Source organism: Psychrobacillus sp. 05T411 (assembly GCF_056396485.1).
Genome location: NZ_JBFTLO010000002.1, coordinates 143008 through 165491, shown reverse-complemented (window position 1 = coordinate 165491; position 22484 = coordinate 143008). Strand labels below are relative to the sequence as shown.

Below are 22484 nucleotides of genomic sequence, written 5' to 3'. Positions count from 1 at the left end.
ATAGAAGGGTCAAATCGCAAGATCTCAGTCTCAAATCGCAAGATACAAGTCAGAAATCGCAAGATCACCGCTCAGAATCGCAAAATGCAGCTTCAAAATCGCAAGATACCTATTTTGCGGAATATTTTCTTTGAATCTTCCCTCTAAATCGCAAAATCCACGCATGAATTCACAAAAAAGACAAAAAGTCATACACTTTAGTTGCGAATTTGCATATTCTATTATATGATTATTTATAGAAATTCACTTTTTTTTTAACTAAGTGGGACATTTTTTAACTAAGTGGGACAAAAACGTCATAATCAATGAGGAAGTGAAATATGGAATCATTGCTCACTGCTCAGCTAAAGCTAATACCCGAAATGAGCGAGTTGTTACAAAAGAGGTATCGAATACTTCAAACGATTCAGCTTACAAAAGGAATTGGCAGGCGAGTTTTAGGGGAACAATTAGGGTTGTCAGAAAGAGAGACTCGAAAAGAGTTAGATACTTTGAGAAACCAAGGTTTAATCGATATTTCAAGAGACGGCGCAGCCATAACTCCGGAAGGAACCAAGCTATTAGTGGACTTAAAAGAAGTAGTTCGAGAATGGTCAGGTAGGTTGCAGCTGGAAAGACAACTTTCACAACATTTACACATTAAAGAAGTAATTATTGTCCCTGGAAATGTAGATACTAATACAAATGCTGCAATGCTTTTATCTCAAGAAGCAGCCAAATATTTGGAAAGTATTTTAACGGACGAAAAAATCGTCGCAGTCACAGGTGGTTCTACAATTGCTTCCATTACTAATTTTGTACAAGAGACAACGAAGTGGAAACAGCTACTGTTTATCGCTGCTCGAGGCGGAGTCGGAAAAGATGTTTCCTTTCAAGCAAATACCATTGCTTCCCTATTTGCGGGGAAAATGAATGGAACGTACCGAACCTTATATATGCCGGATAGTTTAAGTGAAGAAGCGTACACTACGATGAAGAAAGAGCCTTTCATTCAAGAAATGATGGATCTATATGAGCGAACCAATATTATTATTCACGGCATTGGTGATGCAGAAGAAATGGCTCGAAGAAGGAATACAAAGGAGCATGAAATCGAACGCTTAAAAGAAGCGGGCTCCGTTAGTGAAGCATTTGGCTATTATTTTAATGAACAAGGTGAAGCAGTTCACCGGATTCGAACAATTGGTATTCAGTTAAAACAGTTACAACATATAGAGCATTTACTAGCAGTTGCTGGTGGTGCAAAAAAAGCAAAAGCATTATTGTCTTACTTTAAACAAGCACCGGAGCAAACTGTTTTAGTAACAGATGAAGGTGCAGCAAATGAAATGATGCAGATCATTTCGCAAAACAACTAGGAGGAATATAACATGACAGTAAAATTAGCGATTAATGGATTTGGCCGTATAGGACGTAAAGTATTTAGAGAAGCATTAGAAAAAAGTGAAATAGAAGTAGTAGCGATCAATGACTTAACGGATGCTGCAATGCTTGCGCATCTACTTAAATATGATTCGGTGCATGGAATATTAGATGCAGAAGTGTCTTCGGAAGGAGATTACTTAGTTGTAAACGGTAAAAGCATTCGAGTAATTGCGGAAAAAGACCCTGCTAACCTTCCTTGGAAAGAGCTAGAAATTGATATCGTAATCGAGTGTACTGGTATTTTCAGCACAACGGAAAAAGCTAGCAAGCATATTGAAGCGGGAGCTAAAAAAGTAATTCTATCTCAACCTGCTAAAGATGATATGCCTACTTTTGTTATGGGTGTAAATGCAGATAATTATAATCCAGAAACAGATCATGTAATATCAAATGCTTCTTGTACAACGAACTGCTTATCACCACTTGCAAAAGTGTTGTCCGATCAATTTGGTATTAAACGCGGAATGATGACAACTGTTCACTCATACACAAATGACCAACGTATTTTAGATTTACCCCATAGTGATTATCGTCGTGCCCGTGCTGCAGGAGAATCTATGATCCCAACTACAACAGGAGCAGCATCAGCAGTAGCGAAAGTACTTCCTGAACTAAAAGGAAAATTAGATGGTATGGCAATTCGCGTACCAACACCAAATGTATCTTTAGTAGACTTTGTAGCAGAACTTGAAAAAGAAGTAACAGTAGAAGAAATAAATGAAGCATTAAAACAAGCTTCTGAAAATGAATTAAAAGGAATTCTCGCTTTCAATGAACTTCCATTAGTATCTATTGACTATAATGGAAATACAGCTTCTTCAACAATTGATGGACTTTCAACGATGGTTTTAGGAGATAATATGGTGAAAGTATTATCTTGGTATGATAACGAATCAGGCTACTCTGCTCGTTGTATCGACCTTGCATTACTTATGGCTTCACGTGGACTTTAATTTATAAGTAAGAACCTCTATAATATAAGAGGGTAAAAGGAGCAAGGGTTACCCTTCGCTCCTTTTTTTTACATAACAAGGGGGCTTATTCATGAAGGAAAAACAATCATTAAGCGATGTAACTTTACAAGGAAAGCGTGTCTTTTGTCGAGTAGACTTTAACGTACCAATGGAAGACGGAGCAATTACGGACGATACTCGTATTCGTGCGGCATTACCGACGATTAACTATTTAATCGAGCAAGGTGCTAGAGTAATTTTAGCAAGTCATATGGGACGCCCAAAAGGGGAAGTAAAAGAAGAGCTACGTTTGACAAAAGTAGGAGAGCATTTAGCGACACTTTTGAATAAGCCTGTTAGAAAGTTAGAAGATTCCATTGGACAAGCAGTGGAGCAAGCGGTTTCTGAAATGGCAGATGGAGACATCATTTTATTAGAAAATGTACGATTCCATGCTGGAGAAGAAAAAAATGATGCGGAACTTGCAAAAGCATTTGCATCTTTAGCAGATGTGTATGTCAATGATGCATTTGGTGCTGCACACCGCGCACATGCAACAACAGAAGGTATTGCAAAATTATTACCAGCTGTGTCCGGTCTATTAATGGAAAAAGAATTAGATGTGTTAGGAAAAGCTTTATCTAATCCAGAGCGTCCATTTACAGCCATTATTGGTGGGGCAAAAGTAAAAGATAAGATTGGTGTTATCGATCACCTATTAGATAGAGTAGATAATATTATTATCGGTGGTGGCTTATCGTATACATTCTCTAAAGCTCAAGGACATGATGTTGGAAAATCTTTATTAGAAGAAGATAAAATCGAATTAGCAAAAGGCTTTATCGAAAAAGCGCAAGAAAAAGGTGTTTCATTCTATATGCCTGTAGATGTGGTTGTGGCAGACGAGTTTTCAAAAGATGCCAAGACAAAAGTAGTAGATATCGACCAAATTCCATCTGACTGGATGGGCTTAGATATCGGACCGAAAACAGCTGCTTTATATGCGGATGTTATTAAAAATAGTAAGCTAATCATTTGGAATGGGCCGATGGGTGTATTTGAAATGGATGCTTTTTCCAATGGAACAAAAGCGGTAGCAGACGCAATGGCTGAAACGGCTGGATATACAATTATTGGTGGCGGAGATTCAGCTGCTGCTGTTGAAAAGTTTGATGTTGCAGAAAAAATGGACCATATTTCAACTGGTGGAGGCGCTTCTCTTGAATTTATGGAAGGGAAAGACTTACCAGGTGTATCCGCTTTAAACGATAAGTAATGGAGGAGAATGTATATGCGTAAACCTATAATTGCAGGAAATTGGAAAATGTATAAAACACTTTCAGAAGCGAAAGATTTTGCTCTTGAGCTTAAAGAAAAACAAGTAGATAGCAGTAAAGTGGATGCGGTTATTTGTGCACCTGCACTCTTTTTAGATCAATTGGTGCAAGCGACAAAAGATTCGTTTATCGGAATCGGCGCCCAAACAATGCATGAAGAAAAAGAAGGGGCCTTTACTGGGGAAATAAGTGGCCATCAACTACAAGATTTAGGTGTGAACTATGTCGTTATCGGACATTCCGAAAGACGCCAATATTTCAATGAAACAGATGAAGCTGTTCATAAAAAAGTACAAGCTGCCTTTGAAAATAAGTTGACTCCGATTATTTGTGTAGGAGAAACATTAGAAGAGCGCGAACAAAATGAAACAGTAAACATCGTATCTGCACAAGTAATGGCAGCTTTAGAAGGACTTTCCGAAGAAAACGTGGAAAACTCCGTTATTGCCTATGAGCCAATTTGGGCAATCGGAACTGGTAAAACAGCGACAGCTGATGATGCAAATGATGTATGCCAAGCAATTCGTGAAACAATTCTCGATGGCTTTGGAGAAGAAGTGGCAAACAGCGTACGTATTCAATACGGCGGAAGTGTCAAACCAGAAAATATTGAAGAACTGCTTTCAAAAGAACATATCGACGGCGCTTTAGTAGGAGGAGCAAGTTTACAAGTAGATTCTTTCGTCAAATTATTGGAGGCTGGACAAAATGCCTAAAAGTCCAGTAGCTTTAATCATTTTAGACGGATTTGGACTGCGCCGTGAAGAATTCGGAAATGCAGTAGCACAGGCAAATAAACCAAATTATGATCGTTACTGGAAAGACTATGCCAATGCTACATTGATCGCATCTGGTGAAGCAGTAGGGTTACCAGAAGGGCAGATGGGGAACTCCGAAGTTGGGCATATGAATATTGGAGCGGGAAGAGTTGTCTATCAAAACTTAACGCGTATTCATAAGTCTATTCGAGAAGGAGAATTCTTTTTAGAGCCCAAGCTTTTAGCTGCAATCGAGCATGTAAAACAGACGGGGGGCAAGCTGCATTTAATGGGGCTGCTTTCTGATGGTGGCGTTCATAGTCACTACTCGCATTTATTTGCTTTATTAAAGCTAGCAAAAGAGCAGGGGTTACAAGAGGCTTTTGTTCATGGCTTTTTAGATGGACGTGATGTTGGCCCACAAACAGCTGTTGGTTTCGTAGAAGAAACGGAAAAACAAATGAAAGAAATAGGTATCGGAAAATTTGCTTCCATCAGTGGTCGTTACTACGCGATGGACCGTGACCGTCGTTGGGAGCGAGTGGAACTAGCTTACCGAGCACTCGTAGACGGAATAGGAAAAACAGCAGAATCTGCTACAGCTGGTATTTTGAAATCTTATGCAGAAGATATTATGGATGAATTTGTATTACCTTTTGTCATTGAAGAGAATGCAAAGCCAGCAGTAACAATCGATTCTGGAGATGCGGTTATCTTCTTTAATTTCCGTCCGGATCGTGCCATTCAATTATCGATGGCGTTGAATACACCTACATTCGATAGTTTGGAGCTAAGCAAAAAGCATCCAACCGATTTGAAGTTTGTTACGTTTACTCACTATAGCGACGATGTGGTTGCAGATGTAGTATTCGAAAAAGGCGACTTGTATAACACGGTAGGAGAGGTACTTTCTAAACATGGCAAAACCCAGCTGCGCATTGCGGAAACGGAAAAATATCCGCATGTAACCTTTTTTATGAGTGGAAGTCGGGAAGAGCCATTCCCTGGAGAACAGCGAATTTTAATCAATTCTCCCAAAGTCGCAACTTATGATTTGCAACCAGAAATGAGTGCGTATGAAGTAACAGATGCGCTTCTAAAGGAAATTGCAAATGATACATTTGACGCCATCATTTTAAACTTTGCTAACCCAGATATGGTTGGTCATAGTGGAATGCTAGAGCCGACAATTAAAGCAATTGAAACAGTGGACCAATGTTTAGGAAAAGTAGTAGACGCTATTTTAGCAAAAGGTGGTCACGCAATTATAACGGCGGATCATGGAAATTCGGATGAAGTAACGACGCTAGAAGGACAACCAATGACTGCACATACAACAAATCCAGTGCCAGTTATTGTCACTCAAAAAGAAATTTCGCTTCGTTCTGACGGAATTTTAGCCGATTTAGCACCAACCATGTTACACTTGTTAGGGATAGAAACACCGCCTGAAATGACAGGTAAAACACTAATCGAAACGGAGAGTTAAAAATGCCAATTATTACACATTTACAAGCACGTGAAGTATTAGATTCACGCGGGAATCCAACAGTAGAAGTAGAGGTTTTTACAGATAGCGGAGCATTTGGTCGTGCCATCGTTCCATCTGGTGCATCTACAGGTGAATATGAAGCAGTAGAACTTCGTGATGGTGACAAAGAAAGATACCTAGGGAAAGGTGTTTTAAAAGCAGTTGATAACGTAAATAATATCATTGCGGCTGAATTAGAAGAGAATTTTTCCGTTCTTGACCAAGTGGGAATTGACCACGCGATGATTGAACTAGATGGTACAGAAAATAAAGGAAACCTAGGTGCAAATGCAATTTTAGGAGTATCGATTGCCGTGGCGCATGCTGCAGCAGATTATTTAGATGTTCCCTTGTATCAGTATTTAGGTGGATTCAATGCCAAACAACTACCAGTTCCAATGATGAACATTGTAAATGGTGGAGAACACGCTGATAATAACGTAGACATTCAAGAATTCATGGTAATGCCGGTTGGAGCAGAATCATTCCGCCATGCATTACGTATGGGTGCTGAAATTTTCCATAGCTTAAAAGCAGTGTTAAAAGAAGCTGGATTAAACACAGCTGTTGGAGATGAAGGTGGATTTGCTCCTAACTTGAAATCGAACGAGGAAGCACTTTCTACAATCATGACTGCCATCGAAAGAGCTGGTTACAAAGCAGGAGAAGAAGTACTTCTTGCAATGGATGTTGCCGCTTCAGAATTATTCAATAAAGAAGACGGGAAATATCATTTAGCTGGTGAAGGCGTAGTGAAAACATCTGAAGAAATGGTAGCTTGGTATGAAGAGCTTTGCGAAAAATACCCAATCGTTTCTATTGAAGATGGATTAGACGAGAACGACTGGGCTGGACATAAATTACTGACTGAAAAATTAGGGAAAACAGTTCAACTAGTTGGAGACGACTTATTCGTTACAAACACGGAGAAATTGTCACAAGGAATTGAGCAAGGCGTTGGAAACTCAATTCTTGTAAAAGTTAACCAAATTGGTACTTTAACAGAAACTTTCGATGCCATTGAAATGGCTAAACGTGCTGGTTACACAGCAGTTATTTCTCACCGTTCTGGTGAATCAGAAGATGTAACAATTGCCGATATCGCAGTTGCTACAAACGCTGGTCAAATCAAAACGGGTGCACCTTCTCGTTCAGACCGTGTAGCAAAATACAACCAATTACTACGTATTGAAGATCAACTAGATACAACAGCTCAATACTTAGGAAAAGACACATTTTATAACTTAAAATAATGAGATTCAAAGGGAGTCAGCAAATACAGCTGGCTCTCTTTTTAATCGAAAAATTTCTTAGTTGGATAATAGATAGTGTTAGTTGGAATTTTGAAGCATTTAATTGTAAATTTGTCTGCTTTAGTTGTAAAATATTTTGTTGACCAGGTTATTTTTCTGAAAGAGTTGTATGTTCGCACACTTTTTGGTAAAATTATTTATGTTGTGAACGTTTTATCAGGAGGTGGAACAAATGCATACGTTACTGATGATTTTACTTGTCATTGTATCGCTCGCATTAATCGTTGTTGTATTGTTACAATCGGGGAAAAGTGCTGGTCTTTCAGGAGCCATCTCTGGTGGAGCTGAACAACTTTTTGGAAAACAAAAAGCCCGAGGCATGGACCTTGTGTTACATAGAATAACGATTGTACTTGCAGTGTTATTTTTTATTTTGACGATTGCCGTAACAAGATTTTAATTTTATATTAATTGATTTTAACCGAACCGCCTGACCGACATCTGATTGGTTAGGCGTTTTCTTTTACATACTATATTTGCAGTTGTTGATTGGAGGTATTTTATATGAAAATTACAACACCAAAGCCATTTTTCTTTGAAGCCGGAAAACGAGCTGTGCTATTGCTACATGGTTTTACAGGCAATTCATCGGATGTTCGAATGCTTGGTCGTTTCTTAGAGAAAAACGGCTACACATCCCTTGCGCCGCATTATAAAGGACATGGCGTACCACCGGAAGAACTGCTTGAAACCGGACCGAAAGACTGGTGGAAAGATGTTATGCGCGGCTATGACCGTTTAAAATCAGAAGGCTATGAAGAAATTGCTGTAGCTGGACTTTCACTTGGAGGCGTATTTTCATTGAAATTGGGGTATACAGTTCCTGTGAAGGGAATTGTCACGATGTGCTCACCAATGACAATGAAAACAACAGACATTATGTTCGAAGGCGTATTAAAATATGCCAAAGAATATAAGAAGTATGAAGGAAAAACAGCAGAACAAATAGAAGAAGAAGTAGAAGCGATTCGACAAACCCCAATGGAGACTTTGGCGGAACTACGAGAGTTTGTCTATAATGTTCGAGACCATGTGGATCATATATATGCACCACTACTCGTCACACAAGGCAAGAAAGATACCGTAATCGATATGAATTCGGCAAACACAATTTTTGAACAAGCAGAATCATTAGAGAAAAAATTGAACTGGTATGAAAACTCAGGACATGTCATTACACTTGGTCCTGAAAAAGAACAATTGCACGAAGATATATTAAACTTTTTAGAGTCGCTTGATTGGAATGTGTAAAACAGACCAAATGTGCACACGCTGAAAAAGGAGGGATGATTACATGGAAAATATGAAAGAAACATTATTAGAACTAATGCGCGAAGAAGAATATAAACCATTAACAACAAAGGAATTAGAGGATCATTTTGGATTAGTGGATGCAGATGATTTTAAAGAGTTTGTCAAAACACTTGTTCAAATGGAAGAAGAGGGCCTTGTTGTCCGCTCGAGATCCAATCGTTATGGTACACCAGCAAGGATGAATCTAGTAGTTGGGAAGTTTATCGGGCATGCCAAAGGATTTGGCTTTGTTGCGCCGGAAGAAGACGGGATGGATGATATTTTTATCCCACCGACGGAAGTAAATGGTGCAGTGAACGGAGACAAAGTACTTGTTCGTGTATCCCGTGAATCACATGGTGATCGAAGTGAAGGTTCCATTATTAAAATTACACAAAGAGGCATCACTCAAGTCGTAGGAACCTTCCAAGACAATCGAGGGTTTGGCTTCGTCATCCCTGATGATAAAAAAGTACCAATGGACGTATTTATCGCAAAAGGGGATACATTAGGCGCCATTGAGGGACATAAAGTAGTTGTAGAAATTACCGAATGGCCTAATGAAAGAAAATCCGCAACTGGAATGGTGACGAAAATTCTTGGTCATAAAAATGATCCAGGTGTCGATATTCTATCCATTATTTATAAGCATGGAATTACGATCGACTTCCCACAAGAAGTGATTAACCAGGCAGAATCTGTTCCAGATGCAATTGATGAGAAAGATTTAGATGGTCGTCGCGATTTACGTGATGAAGTAATTGTAACGATTGATGGAGCAGATGCAAAAGATCTAGATGATGCGGTTACAGTAACGAAACTACCGGATGGCACATATAAACTCGGCGTACATATTGCCGACGTTAGTCATTATGTAACAGAAGGTTCTCCACTTGATCGTGAAGCGTACGATCGTGGGACAAGTGTGTATTTAGCCGATCGTGTTATTCCGATGATTCCGCATCGTTTATCAAACGGGATTTGTTCCTTGAACCCACAAGTGGATCGTTTAACATTATCTTGTGAAATGATCATTAATGGGTCTGGTACGGTCGTATCACATGAAATTTTCCAAAGTGTGATTCGGACAATCGAACGAATGACTTACCACGATGTATTTAAAATATTAGAAGAAAAAGATGCAGCTTTAATGGAGCGTTATGAAGCCTTAGTGCCGATGTTTGAACTGATGGGTGAACTTGCAGCGATTTTAAGAGAAAAACGTCAAGAACGTGGTGCCATTGATTTTGATTTCCCAGAAGCAAAAATTATCGTAGACGAAGACGGCTGGCCAAAGGATATTGCCACTCGCGAACGTACAGTTGCAGAACGTCTAATCGAAGAATTTATGTTAGTTGCCAATGAAACAGTAGCAGAGCATTTTAAATGGATGGACGTTCCCTTTATATACCGTATTCACGAAGATCCAAAACCGGAAAAACTACAACGCTTTTTCGCATTTTTAACGAATTTTGGACTTGTCGTTAAAGGTACTGGCAATGAAGTGCATCCAAAAGCATTACAAGAAATTATTGAAAATATTGAAGGTATGCCAGAAGAGCCAGTCATTTCAACTATGCTATTACGCTCCCTTCAACAAGCAAAATATTACGGGGAATGCTTAGGTCACTTTGGTTTATCGACGGAGTTCTATACGCACTTCACATCACCAATTCGACGCTATCCCGATTTAATCGTTCACCGATTGATCCGCACTTACTTAGTAAACGGAGATGTTAGTTCAGCAACGGTCAATCATTGGGGAGCGATTATCGATGATATTGCCGAGCATACATCCAAACGTGAGCGCCGTGCAGTAGATGCAGAACGTGATACAGATGCGCTGAAAAAAGCACAATATATGTCCGATAAAATCGGCGAAGAATTCGAAGGTATTATTAGCTCGGTTACAAACTTCGGTATGTTCGTTGAGCTTCCAAATACAATAGAAGGTCTTGTACATGTAACGAATATGACCGACGATTATTATCGTTTCGATGACCGTCAAATGATGATGATTGGAGAACGAGCTGGTAAGCAATTCCGAATCGGGGATGAAGTAACCGTTCGCGTATCGGAAGTGAAACCTGAAGAATCGGCGATCGATTTTGAAATCGTAGGAATGAAAAAAGCATTCCACCGCACAAGAAAAGAAGCACCAAAAGTCATTCATGCACAGAAAAAAGAAGGTGCAGGAAGAAGAAGTTCCTCTCAACCAGGACCTAAAAAAGAAGTAAAACAGAAAAAGAAATTTTACGAATCCGTTGCCAAAAAATCGCAACGTCGTAAACGACCAAAGAAAAAATAAAGGAGCGCTTAGTCGCTCCTCGTAAGTTTTGAGAGGTGAATGAGATGGCAAAAAAGCATGACGATAAAGTGCTGGCACAAAACAAAAAAGCAGGCCATGATTATTTTATAGAAGAAACAATTGAAGCAGGTATTGTCCTACAAGGGACGGAAATCAAATCCATCCGTAACGGCAAAGTGCAATTGAAAGATGCATTCGTACGCATCCGAAATAACGAAGCATGGATCTCCAATATGCATATTAGCCCATACGAACAAGGTAATCGCTTCAACCACGACCCTTTACGATCCCGCAAACTACTTTTACATAAAAAGCAGATTAGTACACTAATTGGAGAAACAAAAAGAGAAGGCTTCACAATTGTTCCTTTAAAAATGTATGTAAAAAATGGCTATGCAAAAGTATTAATCGGCGTCGGAAAAGGGAAGAAAGACTACGATAAACGCGACGTTTTGAAGAAAAAAGAAGCAAAACGTGATATTGAAAGAGCGTTTAAAGAACGCAATCAGTAAGACATTATCCAGTATTGGTAGAATGTATCACTTGAAAATTGACCATTTTTGATGTATAGTTAGCTATGTAACAAAGCTTACATTATTCCATAAACGGGGACGTTATGGATTCGACAGGGATAGTCTGAGCTTGAGTTGCGCGTCGGAGGCTCGGCTCCGCAAAAACGGACTTTATAATAACAGGCAAAACAAACAACAACTTAGCATTCGCAGCGTAAGCTCGGATCTGCTTTATCTATCCATCGCCCATGTGGCTAGGTAAAGCTCAACTTTAGTGGGATACGGTTGGCAGTGCCACTTGAGCTGTCAGCAAGAGATTTCCAAGTTAGCGTACATGACGCCCGCTTGTCGGCATAGTGCTACGCGAAACCTAAATAGGCAAGATACACGCGTAGAAGCTTAAGTGTTAGAGTTTCTGGACGCGGGTTCAAATCCCGCCGTCTCCATATTACGAAATCATATGATTTCATACAGTGTCTAAACCCTTGGTATTCAAGGGTTTTTTCTTTTTGTCTATATCATGTAGTTTCAATGAGTATCATTCGAACGTAGTCAAAAACGTAGTCAAAAACATTATATGTTCAAATAGCTTGAGAACTTTAAAACTGCTTCTTCTTTTGCTTTTTGTGTCACATGTGTGTAAATGTCCATTGTTGTTTTTACATCAGAATGTCCTAAGCGAACTTGAACTTCTTTCAAACTTGCACCTGCTTCAAATAGCAAAGAACAATGCGTATGACGTAAACCATGTGTTGTAATTGTCTCCAACTTATATTTGTTTTGAACATGTAAAATCCACTTACGTGTTTTTGTAGGTTGCAAGTATTCATTTTGTTCATTGCTAAATACCAGCTGTTTAGGCTGCGTCGTATTAAAGCCTAAAATGAGATAGTCTTGCTTCTGCTTTTTCTTCCACTCTTTTAATATTGCCATCGTTTTATCATCCATTTTGATTGTACGAGCAATACCTGTCTTTGTGGATTTTACATATAGCTGACTGTCTTTACCTCTTGCAATGGCCTTATTTATACGAAGCTCATTCGTTTTGAAGTTTAGATCATTCCAAGTAAGCGCTAATGCCTCACCTTTACGCATACCACTAAAAGCAAGTAATCGGAAAAGAGTATATGCTTTATAATTACTTTCCTTTTCTAAGCATGTTAAAAACTCTATTAACTGTTCACGATTATAAAAGTTTTCAGATTCTTCGTCATTTATATTTGCCTTCTTATTAGCAGTGGTAGGCATATCTACCAGTGTAAAAGGATTAGTTTGTAAATACCCTCGTTTAATCGCAAAGTTCAGCACCTTAGCTGCGTATGCTTTTACTACACGGAACTTCTTTAATTTTGAAGCCCATTCATCAATATGCTTCTGGCATACATCCACATTAATTTTCTCAATCTTGTAGCAACCCATTGCAGGTAGTATATGGTTTTTAAATAGACTCGTAGTTTTAACGAATGTACTTTCCTCAACGGTCTTTTCATATTGGTTTACCCATAGTTCATATATTTCTTGGTATGTTTCCACCCGTTCCTGATGATAAGTGCCATTTGCTACATCTAGCTTTATTCGAGCTAATGCTAATTCCGCTTCTTTGATTGTTTTAAAGCCACGTTTCATTGTGCGCTTCTGTTTACCAGTTAGCGGATCAATACCTAAATACACTGGAAATTCGTATCTTTTTTCGTTATTTTTAAGCGTGTAACTTTTAACTGGTGATATTTTTTTCTTTGCCATAATTTTTCCTCCTATACCTGTTGCGGGGGCAAAATATATAAGGAGAGGATTGATCCTCTTAGTTATAATATATATTTTAACTAAAGGAAAATCCTCTCTAAAAGTCCTTAGTAACTATGTTTTTCAAAAAAACAATCGATTTCCTTGCGAGATACTCGTTTAATACCCTCGATTTCACATACTTTTAAGCCCATTGTGCGAAATTTAATAAAAGTATTATAAGATACTCCCGCATATTTAGCAGCTTCAGATAGACTCATCCAATCTGAGGAAAGACCATTAATTTTTTGTATCTCTGATTTGATAGTACTTGAGATTAATTCTGTTAAACTTTGCTCTATTTTTTGTATATTTGGCATTTATTTAAACCCTACTCTCGATCAATTTTTATAATCCCTAATCCTAAATATCCATTTCTATTAGAAGGGCCTATTCTAAATTTTGATTTATTAAGTCTTAAGATGTTTTGACAATAACTGTGTAACTTCAAATTGCTTTCAGGTGTCTCATTATTCCTATAACAATAATCCTCATAAGCTTCTTTTAAAGTTACAGAGTGAACTTTTTTTGAAGAATCTACAATACAATGATTTGTAATAAAGTTTTCAACTGTATTTGTTTTTAAATTCTTATACTCCCTTATGATGTCATGTATTTCAACAAAGTCAGTAAATTCAAAGTTGTTTTTAATGAGTCTTTTAAGCCCTTTAAGTGCCCAAACAGCAATATAGCTAGTCTCATTATTTATCTTATTTATAAGAAAAGGATCCTGTTCTTCTTTCGGTACTGGATTTGAAAATGGAAATATAAGCAACCTTTCTGCAAAAGCATTAGAAGGGTCAATACCCTTAATAATAGGTAGATGATTTCCAGCAAATATTAATACAGCTTTGTTGATAAACTTAATTGGATGTTCATATTTTCTATCTGCCATAACATAATCTCCTCCAGATAATTTTTTTATAGTATCCAATTTTTTTAACGTAAGTTCTGAAGTTTCTCCACAAGTGTTTAATTTTTTTTCATATAATTCATACAAATAATTTTTGTTATTCAACTCTTCGAAGCTTAGATTAGTGAAAAAGTTTTCTCCAATTAATATTTCTAGAATTTTTAATACAATGGATTTACCGCAATCTTTCGGCCCTATTAAGTAAGGAATTATTTTTGCTTCTCGTATTTCTGAAATTACATATCCAAAAAGTTCTTGAATTCTCATGTATAATTGTTTATTTTCATTTGTTACTTGAGCCATAAAACTTTCAAAATGCACCCCAGATAAGGTCTCATTATGAAATGTGGGATAATCTGCATTTATTACAGATGTAAAATATAATTCTTTATTATGCGGATAACTATTAAATGTATCAATGTTGACTAGGCAATTTTTGAAAGCAATGTATTTAGTCTTTTGTTTCAAATCATTTTCATCAACTTTTAATGATCTTTCTGATACTAGCCATTGATATATTTCTTTACATCCAAAACTTGTTAAAATTTTTTTATAAGACGAACTAATATTTTGTCTGATAAATATTTCAGATTTATCTTTTGTAATAGGAACGTAGTAATTATAATTATTATCGAAATAATATAAAACGTCGTTCAAGTTTATAAATGAGATTTGGTTCATAAGCTCTTGAGTAATGGTAAAATAGGAAGTTTTTTCTTTAGTCGTATTTTTAATTTCTTCTTTATTACCGGGTGTTGTAACTCGTATAATAGGCTTTTTCTTTACTACTGTACTTTTGTTAAAAACTGTATTTATGTTGGATTGATTGTTAATAAGTTCCTCTTTGGTCGGATTTGGATGATTATGTCCCACTTGTGCCAGAGAATTTTCGTTTTTATCGACAGAAACAAATTCAATCTCCATTGGATCGTAATGATTATGTCCCACTTGTGCCAGAGAATCTTTGTTTTTATCGACAGAAACAAATTCTATTTCCATTGGATTTGGATGATTATGTCCCACTTGTGCCAGAGAATTTTCGTTTTTATCGACAGAAACAAATTCAATTTCCATTGAATCGTAATGATCATGTCCCACTTGTGCCAGAGAATCTTTGTTTTTATCGACAGAAACAAATTCTATTTCCATTGGATTTGGATGATCATGTCCCACTTGTGCCAGAGAATTTTCGTTTTTATCGACAGAAATAAATTCGATCTCCATTGGATCGTAATGATTATGTCCCACTTGTGCCAGAGAATTTTCGTTTTTACCGACAGAAACAAATTCTATTTCCATTGGATCGTAATGATCATGTCCCACTTGTACCAGAGAATTTTCGTTTTTACCGACAGAAACAAATTCTATTTCCATTGGATTTGGATGATCATGTCCCACTTGTGCCAGAGAATTTTCATTTTTATCGAAAGAAACAAATTCTATCTCCGTCGAATTAGAAAAATTTTTCTTTTCTTGGCGATATACTTTACTAAAATCTTTTTTTAAAAGCTTTGTCATTAGACAGCCCTCCGTGTAATATTTAATAAGTAATGTCCTATTCGAATTAAATTTTATATGTAATTTAAAAGAAACTCTCGGAAATGAAATAAGAAAATTTATTACAAGTTCAATTCGGAAATGTGATGTAGGAGATCAGAGTGTTCTGTATATGATTATAGGAGGTTTTTTTGTGGGCAATGCTAGTGTTTATAAACATTTTGGGTTTAATAATTCCTTTCAAAATGATTTTAAATGGTACCGTAAAGATGATAAATATCTATTGCGAACTGGAAAAAAGATTGAAAAATTCTTGAGATTTATAGTTTTAAATAATAAGGAAAAAAATTCAAATGAATCTAATTTAGAAGAATTAAATGAGTATAGAGTAAAATTACTTGATGCTATTATCTCTGATTGTATTTATTCTTCTGTTCTGGATTCAATAGTGGTATTAAGGGATTTTTTTTGGAGAGAAAAAAATCGGAAAAGTAATGAAGAAGTTTTTAAAGAAATTTTTTTTGAATCAAAAGAAGCATTCGATATGGTTTTAGAAGAATTAATTAATAAAACAGAAATGAGTAAAATTTGTAATTCATTTTTTTTAGACAAATGTATTAATATTTCCGATAATATTTATAAGTGTGTCCCTAAAACTTTATTTCCTATGTATATTTATTCTATGACATATACAATTGACTCTTTGTATTCTAATTTAGAAGAGGCTCCTCAAATAGTAAAGAGTAGATTATTACCAATGCAGATAAACCCTAAAAGATATTCCTTGCTTGATGTAGAAAAAGTAGATGGGAGTAAAGGGAATAAAATAAAAAATAATTCCAAAGATGATAATAAATATCCCTTAATTAAAGAAACTGTTTTTAATAATCTTCAATTAGAGTATCGAAGCTTTATTAAAACGTTAAATAACAAAAGATACATCAATAGTTTGAAAAAAAGAAATATTTATATAAATCCTTCATTAAATCTCTATCAATTTAGTGAAGCCACAAATTTACCTGAATTCTTCTGGTCCTTACAGAGATACGAATCTACAGATTACATACTCAAATACAATATATTTGATGAAATGGACAAAAGTAGAATTAAGAGCAGCTTTGAAAAATTATCACCAATTATTTCTATACAAGGAACTAAGCTGAAATATTTAATATTAAACGAAGGAGATTTTATTAATGATTATATGAAAGATATAAAATTTTGGGAAATTTATAATAAACTATTTCAAGAATTAAAAAAAGGTTTGTTTGAAGTAATCGAGCAAGATTCTGCGGTTGAATTAAAAGATATTCCAGAAGAAATTAAAACTTCATATGTTATGTATAAAACTTTTTCCGGTTCCATGAATAATCTAGACGAATGTTTAAATGACAGACATTCTAAATTAAAGGAATATACTTTTAATAAAGAAGGCCAAAACGAAAAAGAAGAATATCTAAATAAAATATTTGAAATTGCATATACTGTAATAAGTAAGAAGGTGAATAGTTATAAAAGTAAAGCTAATAACGATAAAAACTTTACAGGAAGTGAAATTATTTGGTTAGGTTATGATCAGTATAAAAAACGAAAAAAAAAGTGATACAGTAAAATACAAAAATATATTATTTCGAATTTCGCTACCCGAAACATTTAACTTTTTAATAAAAAAAGATGAATTTTAGGTTTGAGAATTTAAACTACACAGCATGAAGGGAAATTACTAAATATGAAAATTCTCTAGCACGAATGGAACATACTATTCCAATTCGATAGTTTGTTACTCATTTATTTTTTGAAATAATATAGTCAATTAAACTATTTTTAGGTATCCTGTGTATCCTTCCAAATTTAATAGATTTAATTTCCTTGGTATTTAATAAACGATATGCGGTGTTTTTACCGATTTTTAGTACTTCCATTAATTCTTCAACAGTTAAAATATCATCATAATCATGAAACATAATTCAATCACTGCCTTTCGTTGTATTGAATTATTGTTTGCCTTATTTGATCTTGAACGTTTAATTTCGGTTATGCAGTCCTTATAAAAAAAGTGATATTTGCAGTTTAAGACTTATTTTGAATAAAAATTCATGGAAATTGGAAGCGCAAGAAGGCATTCATTGACCTTCTTGCTTTCTCAAGTCTCTGTTTATTTCTTTTATTTTTTTCGTTTGATCAAATCTATAATCAGTTTAATAGTGCATTTTGTGCAAGTACCGCAGCAACTGCAATTTTGTTGATTCATTCGTTCACGTCCTTTTAGATTGTAGTAGCAAATAGCAACTAATTATTTTTTGATAGCTCCTTAATTACTTCTGAAGCTACTGCTATTATTACAGGTATAATTATTTTCTCTAACAAAATTATCACCACCTTTCAGAAGGGGATATTTTGTGTATTATTTTTAGAAATAGCCCGATTCTTTAAGAGAGCGGAATGTACTAGTGCAGACGATGAGATGGTCTAATAGTTCTACTCCAATTATTTCACCTGCTTGAACTAATCGTTTCGTGACTTCAATATCTTCTGGGCTTGGATCAGACACATTGCTGGGATGATTGTGCGCTACTATTACTGAAGCGGCATTGCTCAGTAGAGCAGGTTTCAGCACCTCTCTTGGGTGAACTATACTAGAGTTAAGACTTCCTATATGCACTACTTGTATACAAGTAGGTTGATTCTTTGTATCAAGGCAAAGAACGATAAAATGCTCTCGGTCAACATCCCCTAGGAAATCACGAATGAGTTCAAATGCGTCACGTGGCGAACGGATTTTACGGTCTTTGTATAGCAAAGTTTTCTCTCTTACCAGTTTTACCTGTACAATATTTACACGTTTTGCTGCTACTATTTTTTCTGGTTTTTCCATGCAGATACTACCTTCTAGTAGTTCTAATTGCTGCGTTTGTTTTAATTCATATGCTTTCATATGACTTCCTCCTTAAATAGTTTTAATAAATAGTAAAAGCCCTAACACCTTTAATGGATGTTAGGGCTTATTCAACGTAATAATATATATTTATAATTTGCTTTATTGCGATTATGATTCCACTATTACTCAGCTTGTCTCATATATTCAAGAAACCTCACGTTTTAACTATCTTTGCTATCGTCATCTTTGTTTATGCAATTAATAGTAATTTCTTATTTTTAGTTGACTACACCGATTATTTGAATATCTAATAACCTTCTCAAATGAAATACATCTTCATACGTGATACTTCCAAAGTCTGTACTCTCTTCATTATAAATATTACGAACAAACAAGAGTTTTCCGGCTAATTTAAATGTAAGACCGTCTTCAGTAATTAAATTATAAACAGGATTATTGGTCTTCTCAAAACCTATATCATCAACCAGGATAGCAATATCATTGTTATAGTCGATAACATCCAATCCAGTAGCATCTAATAAATCAACTAGTTGATTGTACTGGTCCTCTAGAGAAGTATAATTAAATTCGACCATATCTGCCTCTATTTTAAATGTATCTGTATTAAAATTTAGAGCATAAACTTTCATTTTCATTTATTTATAATGCCCCTTCAAATAGATTTCATAGAGGAAGATTTAACTGTGTATGTCCCTTTTGTTCAGTCAAATCTATTTTCTTGATTTGTTCTCCCATAGCCGTTATTAAACTAACAACAAGAGCATTACCCATGCAGAAGTAACGCATACGATTTGGCATACCCTCTGTCCAGTTATCTGGGAAACCATTTAATCGTTCGCATTCAACAGGGGTTAAATAACGCTTTCGACCTGATATCTCAACAATATGTGTACTACGGTTGACGGAACCTTCGCTTGTTAGCATCGTACGCCCTGGACCATTTATATCATCCGTTGGAGACATGCCACCTTCTGAAAAGATATACTGATGCCCCTCAGCAGAAGTACGTTCAATTTTTTTAGGTCCCCGTAAGTATGCAAATTTTTCGCTAGCAGCTTCTGTCAAGTAATGACTTTCTTCAATAGTTTCTTCATCTACCAAAATATCTATAAGTGGTTTATACTCCTCATTTAATACTTGAGTCTGAGCTGTAAATACCTTGCCATTTACCATTAAACCCGCTGTATAAAAGTTACGGGTATACTCATCTGAGATTTCTAAAACATCTACTGGTAATTTAAACTCATCCTTACGTTTTTGATAAGGCTTATCCTTCACAGGAAAAGTTTTTGCAAAGAAACCTTCTTTAAACACAACATCACTCATCGCAATATCTAATTGCTTTTCCGCATAATCCAATGTGCTTTTATAAGCGAAAATGAAAACACGACGTCGCTTTTGTGCAGCACCATACTCAGCAGCATTTACTACACGCCACTCTACAATATAATTTAAATCACGGAACGTTGCTAACATGATTGCAAAATCTCGTCCGCGCTGTTTAGATGGTGATTTTAATAAGCGATCCACATTTTCTAATAATACATACTTTGGATGGGAATTTTCAATCACACGCTTAATCTCCCAAAAAAGTACACCTTTCTTTCCTTCAAGACCTTTCTCTCCAGAGAGCGACCGTGCTACGGAGTAATCTTGACAAGGAAATCCACCAACAACTAAATCTATTTCAAGCTCCTGAAAAACAGAATCAGGTACTGTGGCAATATCTTCATTACTTTTAATCCCTTCTTCAAAATGACTAGCATAACAATCAAAAGCATGCTGGACTTTCTTAGAAGGTTCCCATTGATTAGCCCACACTGTTTTAAAGAAATCCGCATCTGCTTCTTCTAACCCCAAACGAAATCCTCCAACACCAGCAAACAGCTCAACTACATTTAGCTTTTTACTCATAAAACGAACATCCTTTCTACATATTTGTATTATAAATCATCGAGGGAAAAAGATCAACTTTTTAGTTTGAATAATAGTGATACATATTAATAAAACGTGGAGACATATGTTAATGTGTGGAAAGTTTCCAGTTTATTTTAAATTGAGGTATAGTTTAATTAGGACTATATAAGGAGTGATAAATATTTTAAAATACGATGATACGAATCCTTTAAGTATTAAAGAATATGGTGAAACATTAATCGGGAAAATATTTTTAGAGGTACTAAACGCTGCTAGTATTGATGAGCAATTAAAACAAGAAATCATAACAAAAATAAATAATCCAAATTATAAGGGCGGAATGGGACATTTAATAGAAGAATACCATTTCAAATATAAAATCAATAACGATCAAGAACCTGACTTTCCAAAAGCTGGTGTTGAATTAAAAGTAACGCCTTATGAAATCGGTAAAAAAGGTGGTTACTCAGCGGGTGAAAGACTAGTTATTACCATGATTAGTTATCAGAACGCTGTAGAAGAAGATTTTTATACTTCACATGCATTTAAAAAACTCCGATTAACACTATTGGTGCATTATTTACGCAATCGCTTGATACTAAGAATGGAATATCCAATCAACTTTGTAACACTATTTTCTCCACCTGAAGAAGACATGAAAATTATTCAGCAAGACTATGAGAAAATTATTAATAAAGTAAAAGAAGGTAAAGCCCAGGAATTATCCGAGGGTGCTACAATGTATTTAGGTGCTTGTACAAAGGGCTCTACAGCAGCTAAGAGCCTTGTACCTCAACTCTTTTATGCTCCTGAAATCAAAGCACCAAAACGTGCATTTTGTTTTAAGCAGTCTTATATGACATACATTCTAAATGAGTATATATTAAAAAATGTAAATACATATGAAAGTATTTTATCGAATGCAAAGGAGTTGGATGCGCAAACATTTGAGAAGCTTATTATCGATAAAATTAACAAACACAAGGGTAAAACAGATGAGCAGCTCTGTGTAGAGTTTGATGTGCCTTATACACCTAATAATTCTAAAAGTATGTGGAGCTCACTTTCATATCGAATGCTAGGTGTTAAATCAAATCGAGCAGAGGAATTTATTAAAGCAGGTATCGAAGTAAAGGCTATCCGCCTTGAAAAAAACGGCAAAAATAAAGAAAGTATTTCATTCCCCTCTATTAAACTAAAGAAGTTTGCAAAAGAGGAATGGGAGGAATCTGATTTCTACAATGATTTAAGTTCAAAACGATATTTATTCGTTGTGTTCCAAAAGCAAGATGATAATTATCTATTAAAAGGTTGCCAATTATGGAATATTTCAAATGAAGATTTAGAATTGGCTAGCGAAGATTATAAATCTGTCCAAAAAATTGTACGTCAGGGAGTTAAATTAAACAAAAAAACAAGGAAAAATGACTTCATTATTGAAAATGACTTTCCCGAAAAGGGGAACGATGGAGTCATTCATATACGTCCACATACATCCGAGCGTTACTATGTACTTGAAGATGGTGAAGTAATAGGCAAGAATCCTGTTTATGGGGATGAATTGCCAGATGGTCGAGTGATGACGAAGCAGTGTTTTTGGTTGAATAATACATACATCCTTAGTCAGTTAAACAACGAGTTAAAATAAAATATACAGTCCATACAAAGGTAATGATATTAATGATAATTTTCCAGGGCTTAAACCAAGTGGACGCTGCAAGAGAATACAAGCATTATACTGATTTAGGTGATGGATTTGAAGAAGCAATTTCATTGCTTAAACCCTAAGGGATTCAAGAGAGCTAGATATAGAAGCTGAAAAACTTGAAGAGGATTAAGGTGTCGAAGGTATAGTAAAGTATTATATAGGACAGCGGTATGAAAGTGCCAATTGTCATCGTATGATTATTCATAGAAGAAAAGATAATGTATTAAGTGTTGAAGAATTAAAATCTATTTTATGTGGGTCACATGCAAAATGACAACGGAAATAGCAGCTTGAGAATAAATCTCTTAAGCTGCTATTTTAATAGGCATTAATGTTGT

19 protein-coding genes and 1 other RNA gene are annotated in these 22484 nt (G+C 35.6%); 13 read left to right on the top strand and 7 right to left on the bottom strand.

Translation table 11 applies throughout. The features are described from left to right. Positions 1 to 320: 320 nt before the first annotated feature. The 11 genes from AC1DFT_RS02245 to ssrA all read left to right on the top strand — a co-directional run bounded on the left by AC1DFT_RS02245 (position 321) and on the right by ssrA (position 11879). On the top strand, positions 321 to 1358 hold the full coding sequence (locus AC1DFT_RS02245) for a sugar-binding transcriptional regulator (protein ID WP_477917213.1): 1038 nt from the start codon (positions 321 to 323) through the stop codon (positions 1356 to 1358). A gap of 12 nt (positions 1359 to 1370) precedes the next feature. Next, on the top strand, positions 1371 to 2378 hold the full coding sequence (gene gap / locus AC1DFT_RS02240) for a type I glyceraldehyde-3-phosphate dehydrogenase (protein WP_477917211.1): 1008 nt from the start codon (positions 1371 to 1373) through the stop codon (positions 2376 to 2378). A gap of 91 nt (positions 2379 to 2469) precedes the next feature. Further along, positions 2470 to 3654 (top strand): phosphoglycerate kinase, encoded by a 1185-nt coding sequence (locus tag AC1DFT_RS02235; protein WP_477917209.1) that lies wholly within the window; start codon positions 2470 to 2472, stop codon positions 3652 to 3654. 15 nt (positions 3655 to 3669) lie between these two features. Next, positions 3670 to 4431 carry a triose-phosphate isomerase gene (gene tpiA, locus AC1DFT_RS02230; RefSeq protein WP_477917207.1) on the top strand — a complete coding sequence of 254 codons (762 nt, stop codon included), beginning with the start codon at positions 3670 to 3672 and terminating at the stop codon, positions 4429 to 4431. Continuing rightward, the gene (gene gpmI, locus AC1DFT_RS02225) at positions 4424 to 5962 is read left to right on the top strand and encodes a 2,3-bisphosphoglycerate-independent phosphoglycerate mutase (protein WP_477917206.1); all 1539 of its coding nucleotides are present in this window, start codon (positions 4424 to 4426) and stop codon (positions 5960 to 5962) included. The genes tpiA and gpmI overlap by 8 nt, the downstream gene beginning before the upstream one ends. 2 nt (positions 5963 to 5964) lie before the next feature. Then, on the top strand, positions 5965 to 7257 hold the full coding sequence (gene eno / locus AC1DFT_RS02220) for a phosphopyruvate hydratase (RefSeq protein WP_477917204.1): 1293 nt from the start codon (positions 5965 to 5967) through the stop codon (positions 7255 to 7257). A gap of 232 nt (positions 7258 to 7489) precedes the next feature. After that, positions 7490 to 7717 carry a preprotein translocase subunit SecG gene (gene secG / locus AC1DFT_RS02215; protein WP_477917202.1) on the top strand — a complete coding sequence of 76 codons (228 nt, stop codon included), beginning with the start codon at positions 7490 to 7492 and terminating at the stop codon, positions 7715 to 7717. A 104-nt stretch (positions 7718 to 7821) separates the two neighbouring features. After that, a complete protein-coding gene (locus AC1DFT_RS02210; RefSeq protein ID WP_477917200.1) occupies positions 7822 to 8568 on the top strand; it encodes an alpha/beta hydrolase in 747 nt (248 codons plus the stop codon). A gap of 43 nt (positions 8569 to 8611) precedes the next feature. Then, positions 8612 to 10918: a ribonuclease R gene (gene rnr, locus AC1DFT_RS02205; protein ID WP_477917198.1), complete on the top strand. Its 2307-nt coding sequence runs from the start codon at positions 8612 to 8614 to the stop codon at positions 10916 to 10918. A gap of 44 nt (positions 10919 to 10962) precedes the next feature. Continuing rightward, a complete protein-coding gene (smpB, locus tag AC1DFT_RS02200; protein ID WP_477917197.1) occupies positions 10963 to 11430 on the top strand; it encodes an SsrA-binding protein SmpB in 468 nt (155 codons plus the stop codon). Between the two features lie 95 nt (positions 11431 to 11525). Then, positions 11526 to 11879: a transfer-messenger RNA gene (gene ssrA / locus AC1DFT_RS02195) on the top strand. 124 nt (positions 11880 to 12003) lie between these two features. On the opposite strand, the gene AC1DFT_RS02190 is transcribed toward ssrA, so the two are convergent. The 3 genes from AC1DFT_RS02190 to AC1DFT_RS02180 all read right to left on the bottom strand — a co-directional run bounded on the left by AC1DFT_RS02190 (position 12004) and on the right by AC1DFT_RS02180 (position 15643). Next, entirely contained in the window at positions 12004 to 13173 is a 1170-nt protein-coding gene (locus tag AC1DFT_RS02190; protein ID WP_477917195.1) for a site-specific integrase, read from the bottom strand. 107 nt (positions 13174 to 13280) lie between these two features. Next, the gene (locus tag AC1DFT_RS02185; protein ID WP_477917193.1) at positions 13281 to 13532 is read right to left on the bottom strand and encodes a DNA-binding protein; all 252 of its coding nucleotides are present in this window, start codon (positions 13530 to 13532) and stop codon (positions 13281 to 13283) included. 11 nt (positions 13533 to 13543) lie between these two features. Further along, entirely contained in the window at positions 13544 to 15643 is a 2100-nt protein-coding gene (locus AC1DFT_RS02180) for a DNA primase family protein (RefSeq protein WP_477917191.1), read from the bottom strand. A gap of 172 nt (positions 15644 to 15815) precedes the next feature. Between AC1DFT_RS02180 and AC1DFT_RS02175 the strand changes: the two genes are divergently transcribed. Next, entirely contained in the window at positions 15816 to 17225 is a 1410-nt protein-coding gene (locus AC1DFT_RS02175; protein WP_477917189.1) for a hypothetical protein, read from the top strand. Positions 17226 to 17406: 181 nt separating this feature from the next. On the opposite strand, the gene AC1DFT_RS02170 is transcribed toward AC1DFT_RS02175, so the two are convergent. The 4 genes from AC1DFT_RS02170 to dcm form a co-directional block, all read right to left on the bottom strand. Continuing rightward, a complete protein-coding gene (locus AC1DFT_RS02170) occupies positions 17407 to 17586 on the bottom strand; it encodes a helix-turn-helix domain-containing protein (protein ID WP_477917188.1) in 180 nt (59 codons plus the stop codon). A gap of 446 nt (positions 17587 to 18032) precedes the next feature. Beyond that, positions 18033 to 18557: a JAB domain-containing protein gene (locus AC1DFT_RS02165; RefSeq protein ID WP_477917186.1), complete on the bottom strand. Its 525-nt coding sequence runs from the start codon at positions 18555 to 18557 to the stop codon at positions 18033 to 18035. A 221-nt stretch (positions 18558 to 18778) separates the two neighbouring features. After that, a complete protein-coding gene (locus AC1DFT_RS02160) occupies positions 18779 to 19156 on the bottom strand; it encodes a hypothetical protein (protein WP_477917184.1) in 378 nt (125 codons plus the stop codon). 28 nt (positions 19157 to 19184) lie between these two features. After that, positions 19185 to 20435 carry a DNA (cytosine-5-)-methyltransferase gene (gene dcm / locus AC1DFT_RS02155; protein WP_477917182.1) on the bottom strand — a complete coding sequence of 417 codons (1251 nt, stop codon included), beginning with the start codon at positions 20433 to 20435 and terminating at the stop codon, positions 19185 to 19187. 175 nt (positions 20436 to 20610) lie between these two features. On the opposite strand from dcm, the gene AC1DFT_RS02150 reads away from it, so the two are divergent. Further along, positions 20611 to 22086, top strand: coding sequence for a Sau3AI family type II restriction endonuclease (locus AC1DFT_RS02150; RefSeq protein WP_477917181.1), 1476 nt, complete (start codon positions 20611 to 20613; stop codon positions 22084 to 22086). The last annotated feature ends 398 nt before the right edge of the window (positions 22087 to 22484 follow it).

Coding starts and splice junctions, on each gene's coding strand:
- smpB (WP_477917197.1), top strand. CDS start 10,963: ATGGCAAAAAAGCATGACGATAAAGTGCTGGCACAAAACAAAAAAGCA.
- secG (WP_477917202.1), top strand. CDS start 7,490: ATGCATACGTTACTGATGATTTTACTTGTCATTGTATCGCTCGCATTA.
- AC1DFT_RS02185 (WP_477917193.1), bottom strand. CDS start 13,532: ATGCCAAATATACAAAAAATAGAGCAAAGTTTAACAGAATTAATCTCA.
- AC1DFT_RS02170 (WP_477917188.1), bottom strand. CDS start 17,586: ATGTTTCATGATTATGATGATATTTTAACTGTTGAAGAATTAATGGAA.
- dcm (WP_477917182.1), bottom strand. CDS start 20,435: ATGAGTAAAAAGCTAAATGTAGTTGAGCTGTTTGCTGGTGTTGGAGGA.
- rnr (WP_477917198.1), top strand. CDS start 8,612: ATGGAAAATATGAAAGAAACATTATTAGAACTAATGCGCGAAGAAGAA.
- eno (WP_477917204.1), top strand. CDS start 5,965: ATGCCAATTATTACACATTTACAAGCACGTGAAGTATTAGATTCACGC.
- AC1DFT_RS02210 (WP_477917200.1), top strand. CDS start 7,822: ATGAAAATTACAACACCAAAGCCATTTTTCTTTGAAGCCGGAAAACGA.
- gpmI (WP_477917206.1), top strand. CDS start 4,424: ATGCCTAAAAGTCCAGTAGCTTTAATCATTTTAGACGGATTTGGACTG.
- AC1DFT_RS02160 (WP_477917184.1), bottom strand. CDS start 19,156: ATGAAAATGAAAGTTTATGCTCTAAATTTTAATACAGATACATTTAAA.
- AC1DFT_RS02180 (WP_477917191.1), bottom strand. CDS start 15,643: ATGACAAAGCTTTTAAAAAAAGATTTTAGTAAAGTATATCGCCAAGAA.
- AC1DFT_RS02190 (WP_477917195.1), bottom strand. CDS start 13,173: ATGGCAAAGAAAAAAATATCACCAGTTAAAAGTTACACGCTTAAAAAT.
- AC1DFT_RS02245 (WP_477917213.1), top strand. CDS start 321: ATGGAATCATTGCTCACTGCTCAGCTAAAGCTAATACCCGAAATGAGC.
- tpiA (WP_477917207.1), top strand. CDS start 3,670: ATGCGTAAACCTATAATTGCAGGAAATTGGAAAATGTATAAAACACTT.
- gap (WP_477917211.1), top strand. CDS start 1,371: ATGACAGTAAAATTAGCGATTAATGGATTTGGCCGTATAGGACGTAAA.
- AC1DFT_RS02235 (WP_477917209.1), top strand. CDS start 2,470: ATGAAGGAAAAACAATCATTAAGCGATGTAACTTTACAAGGAAAGCGT.
- AC1DFT_RS02165 (WP_477917186.1), bottom strand. CDS start 18,557: ATGAAAGCATATGAATTAAAACAAACGCAGCAATTAGAACTACTAGAA.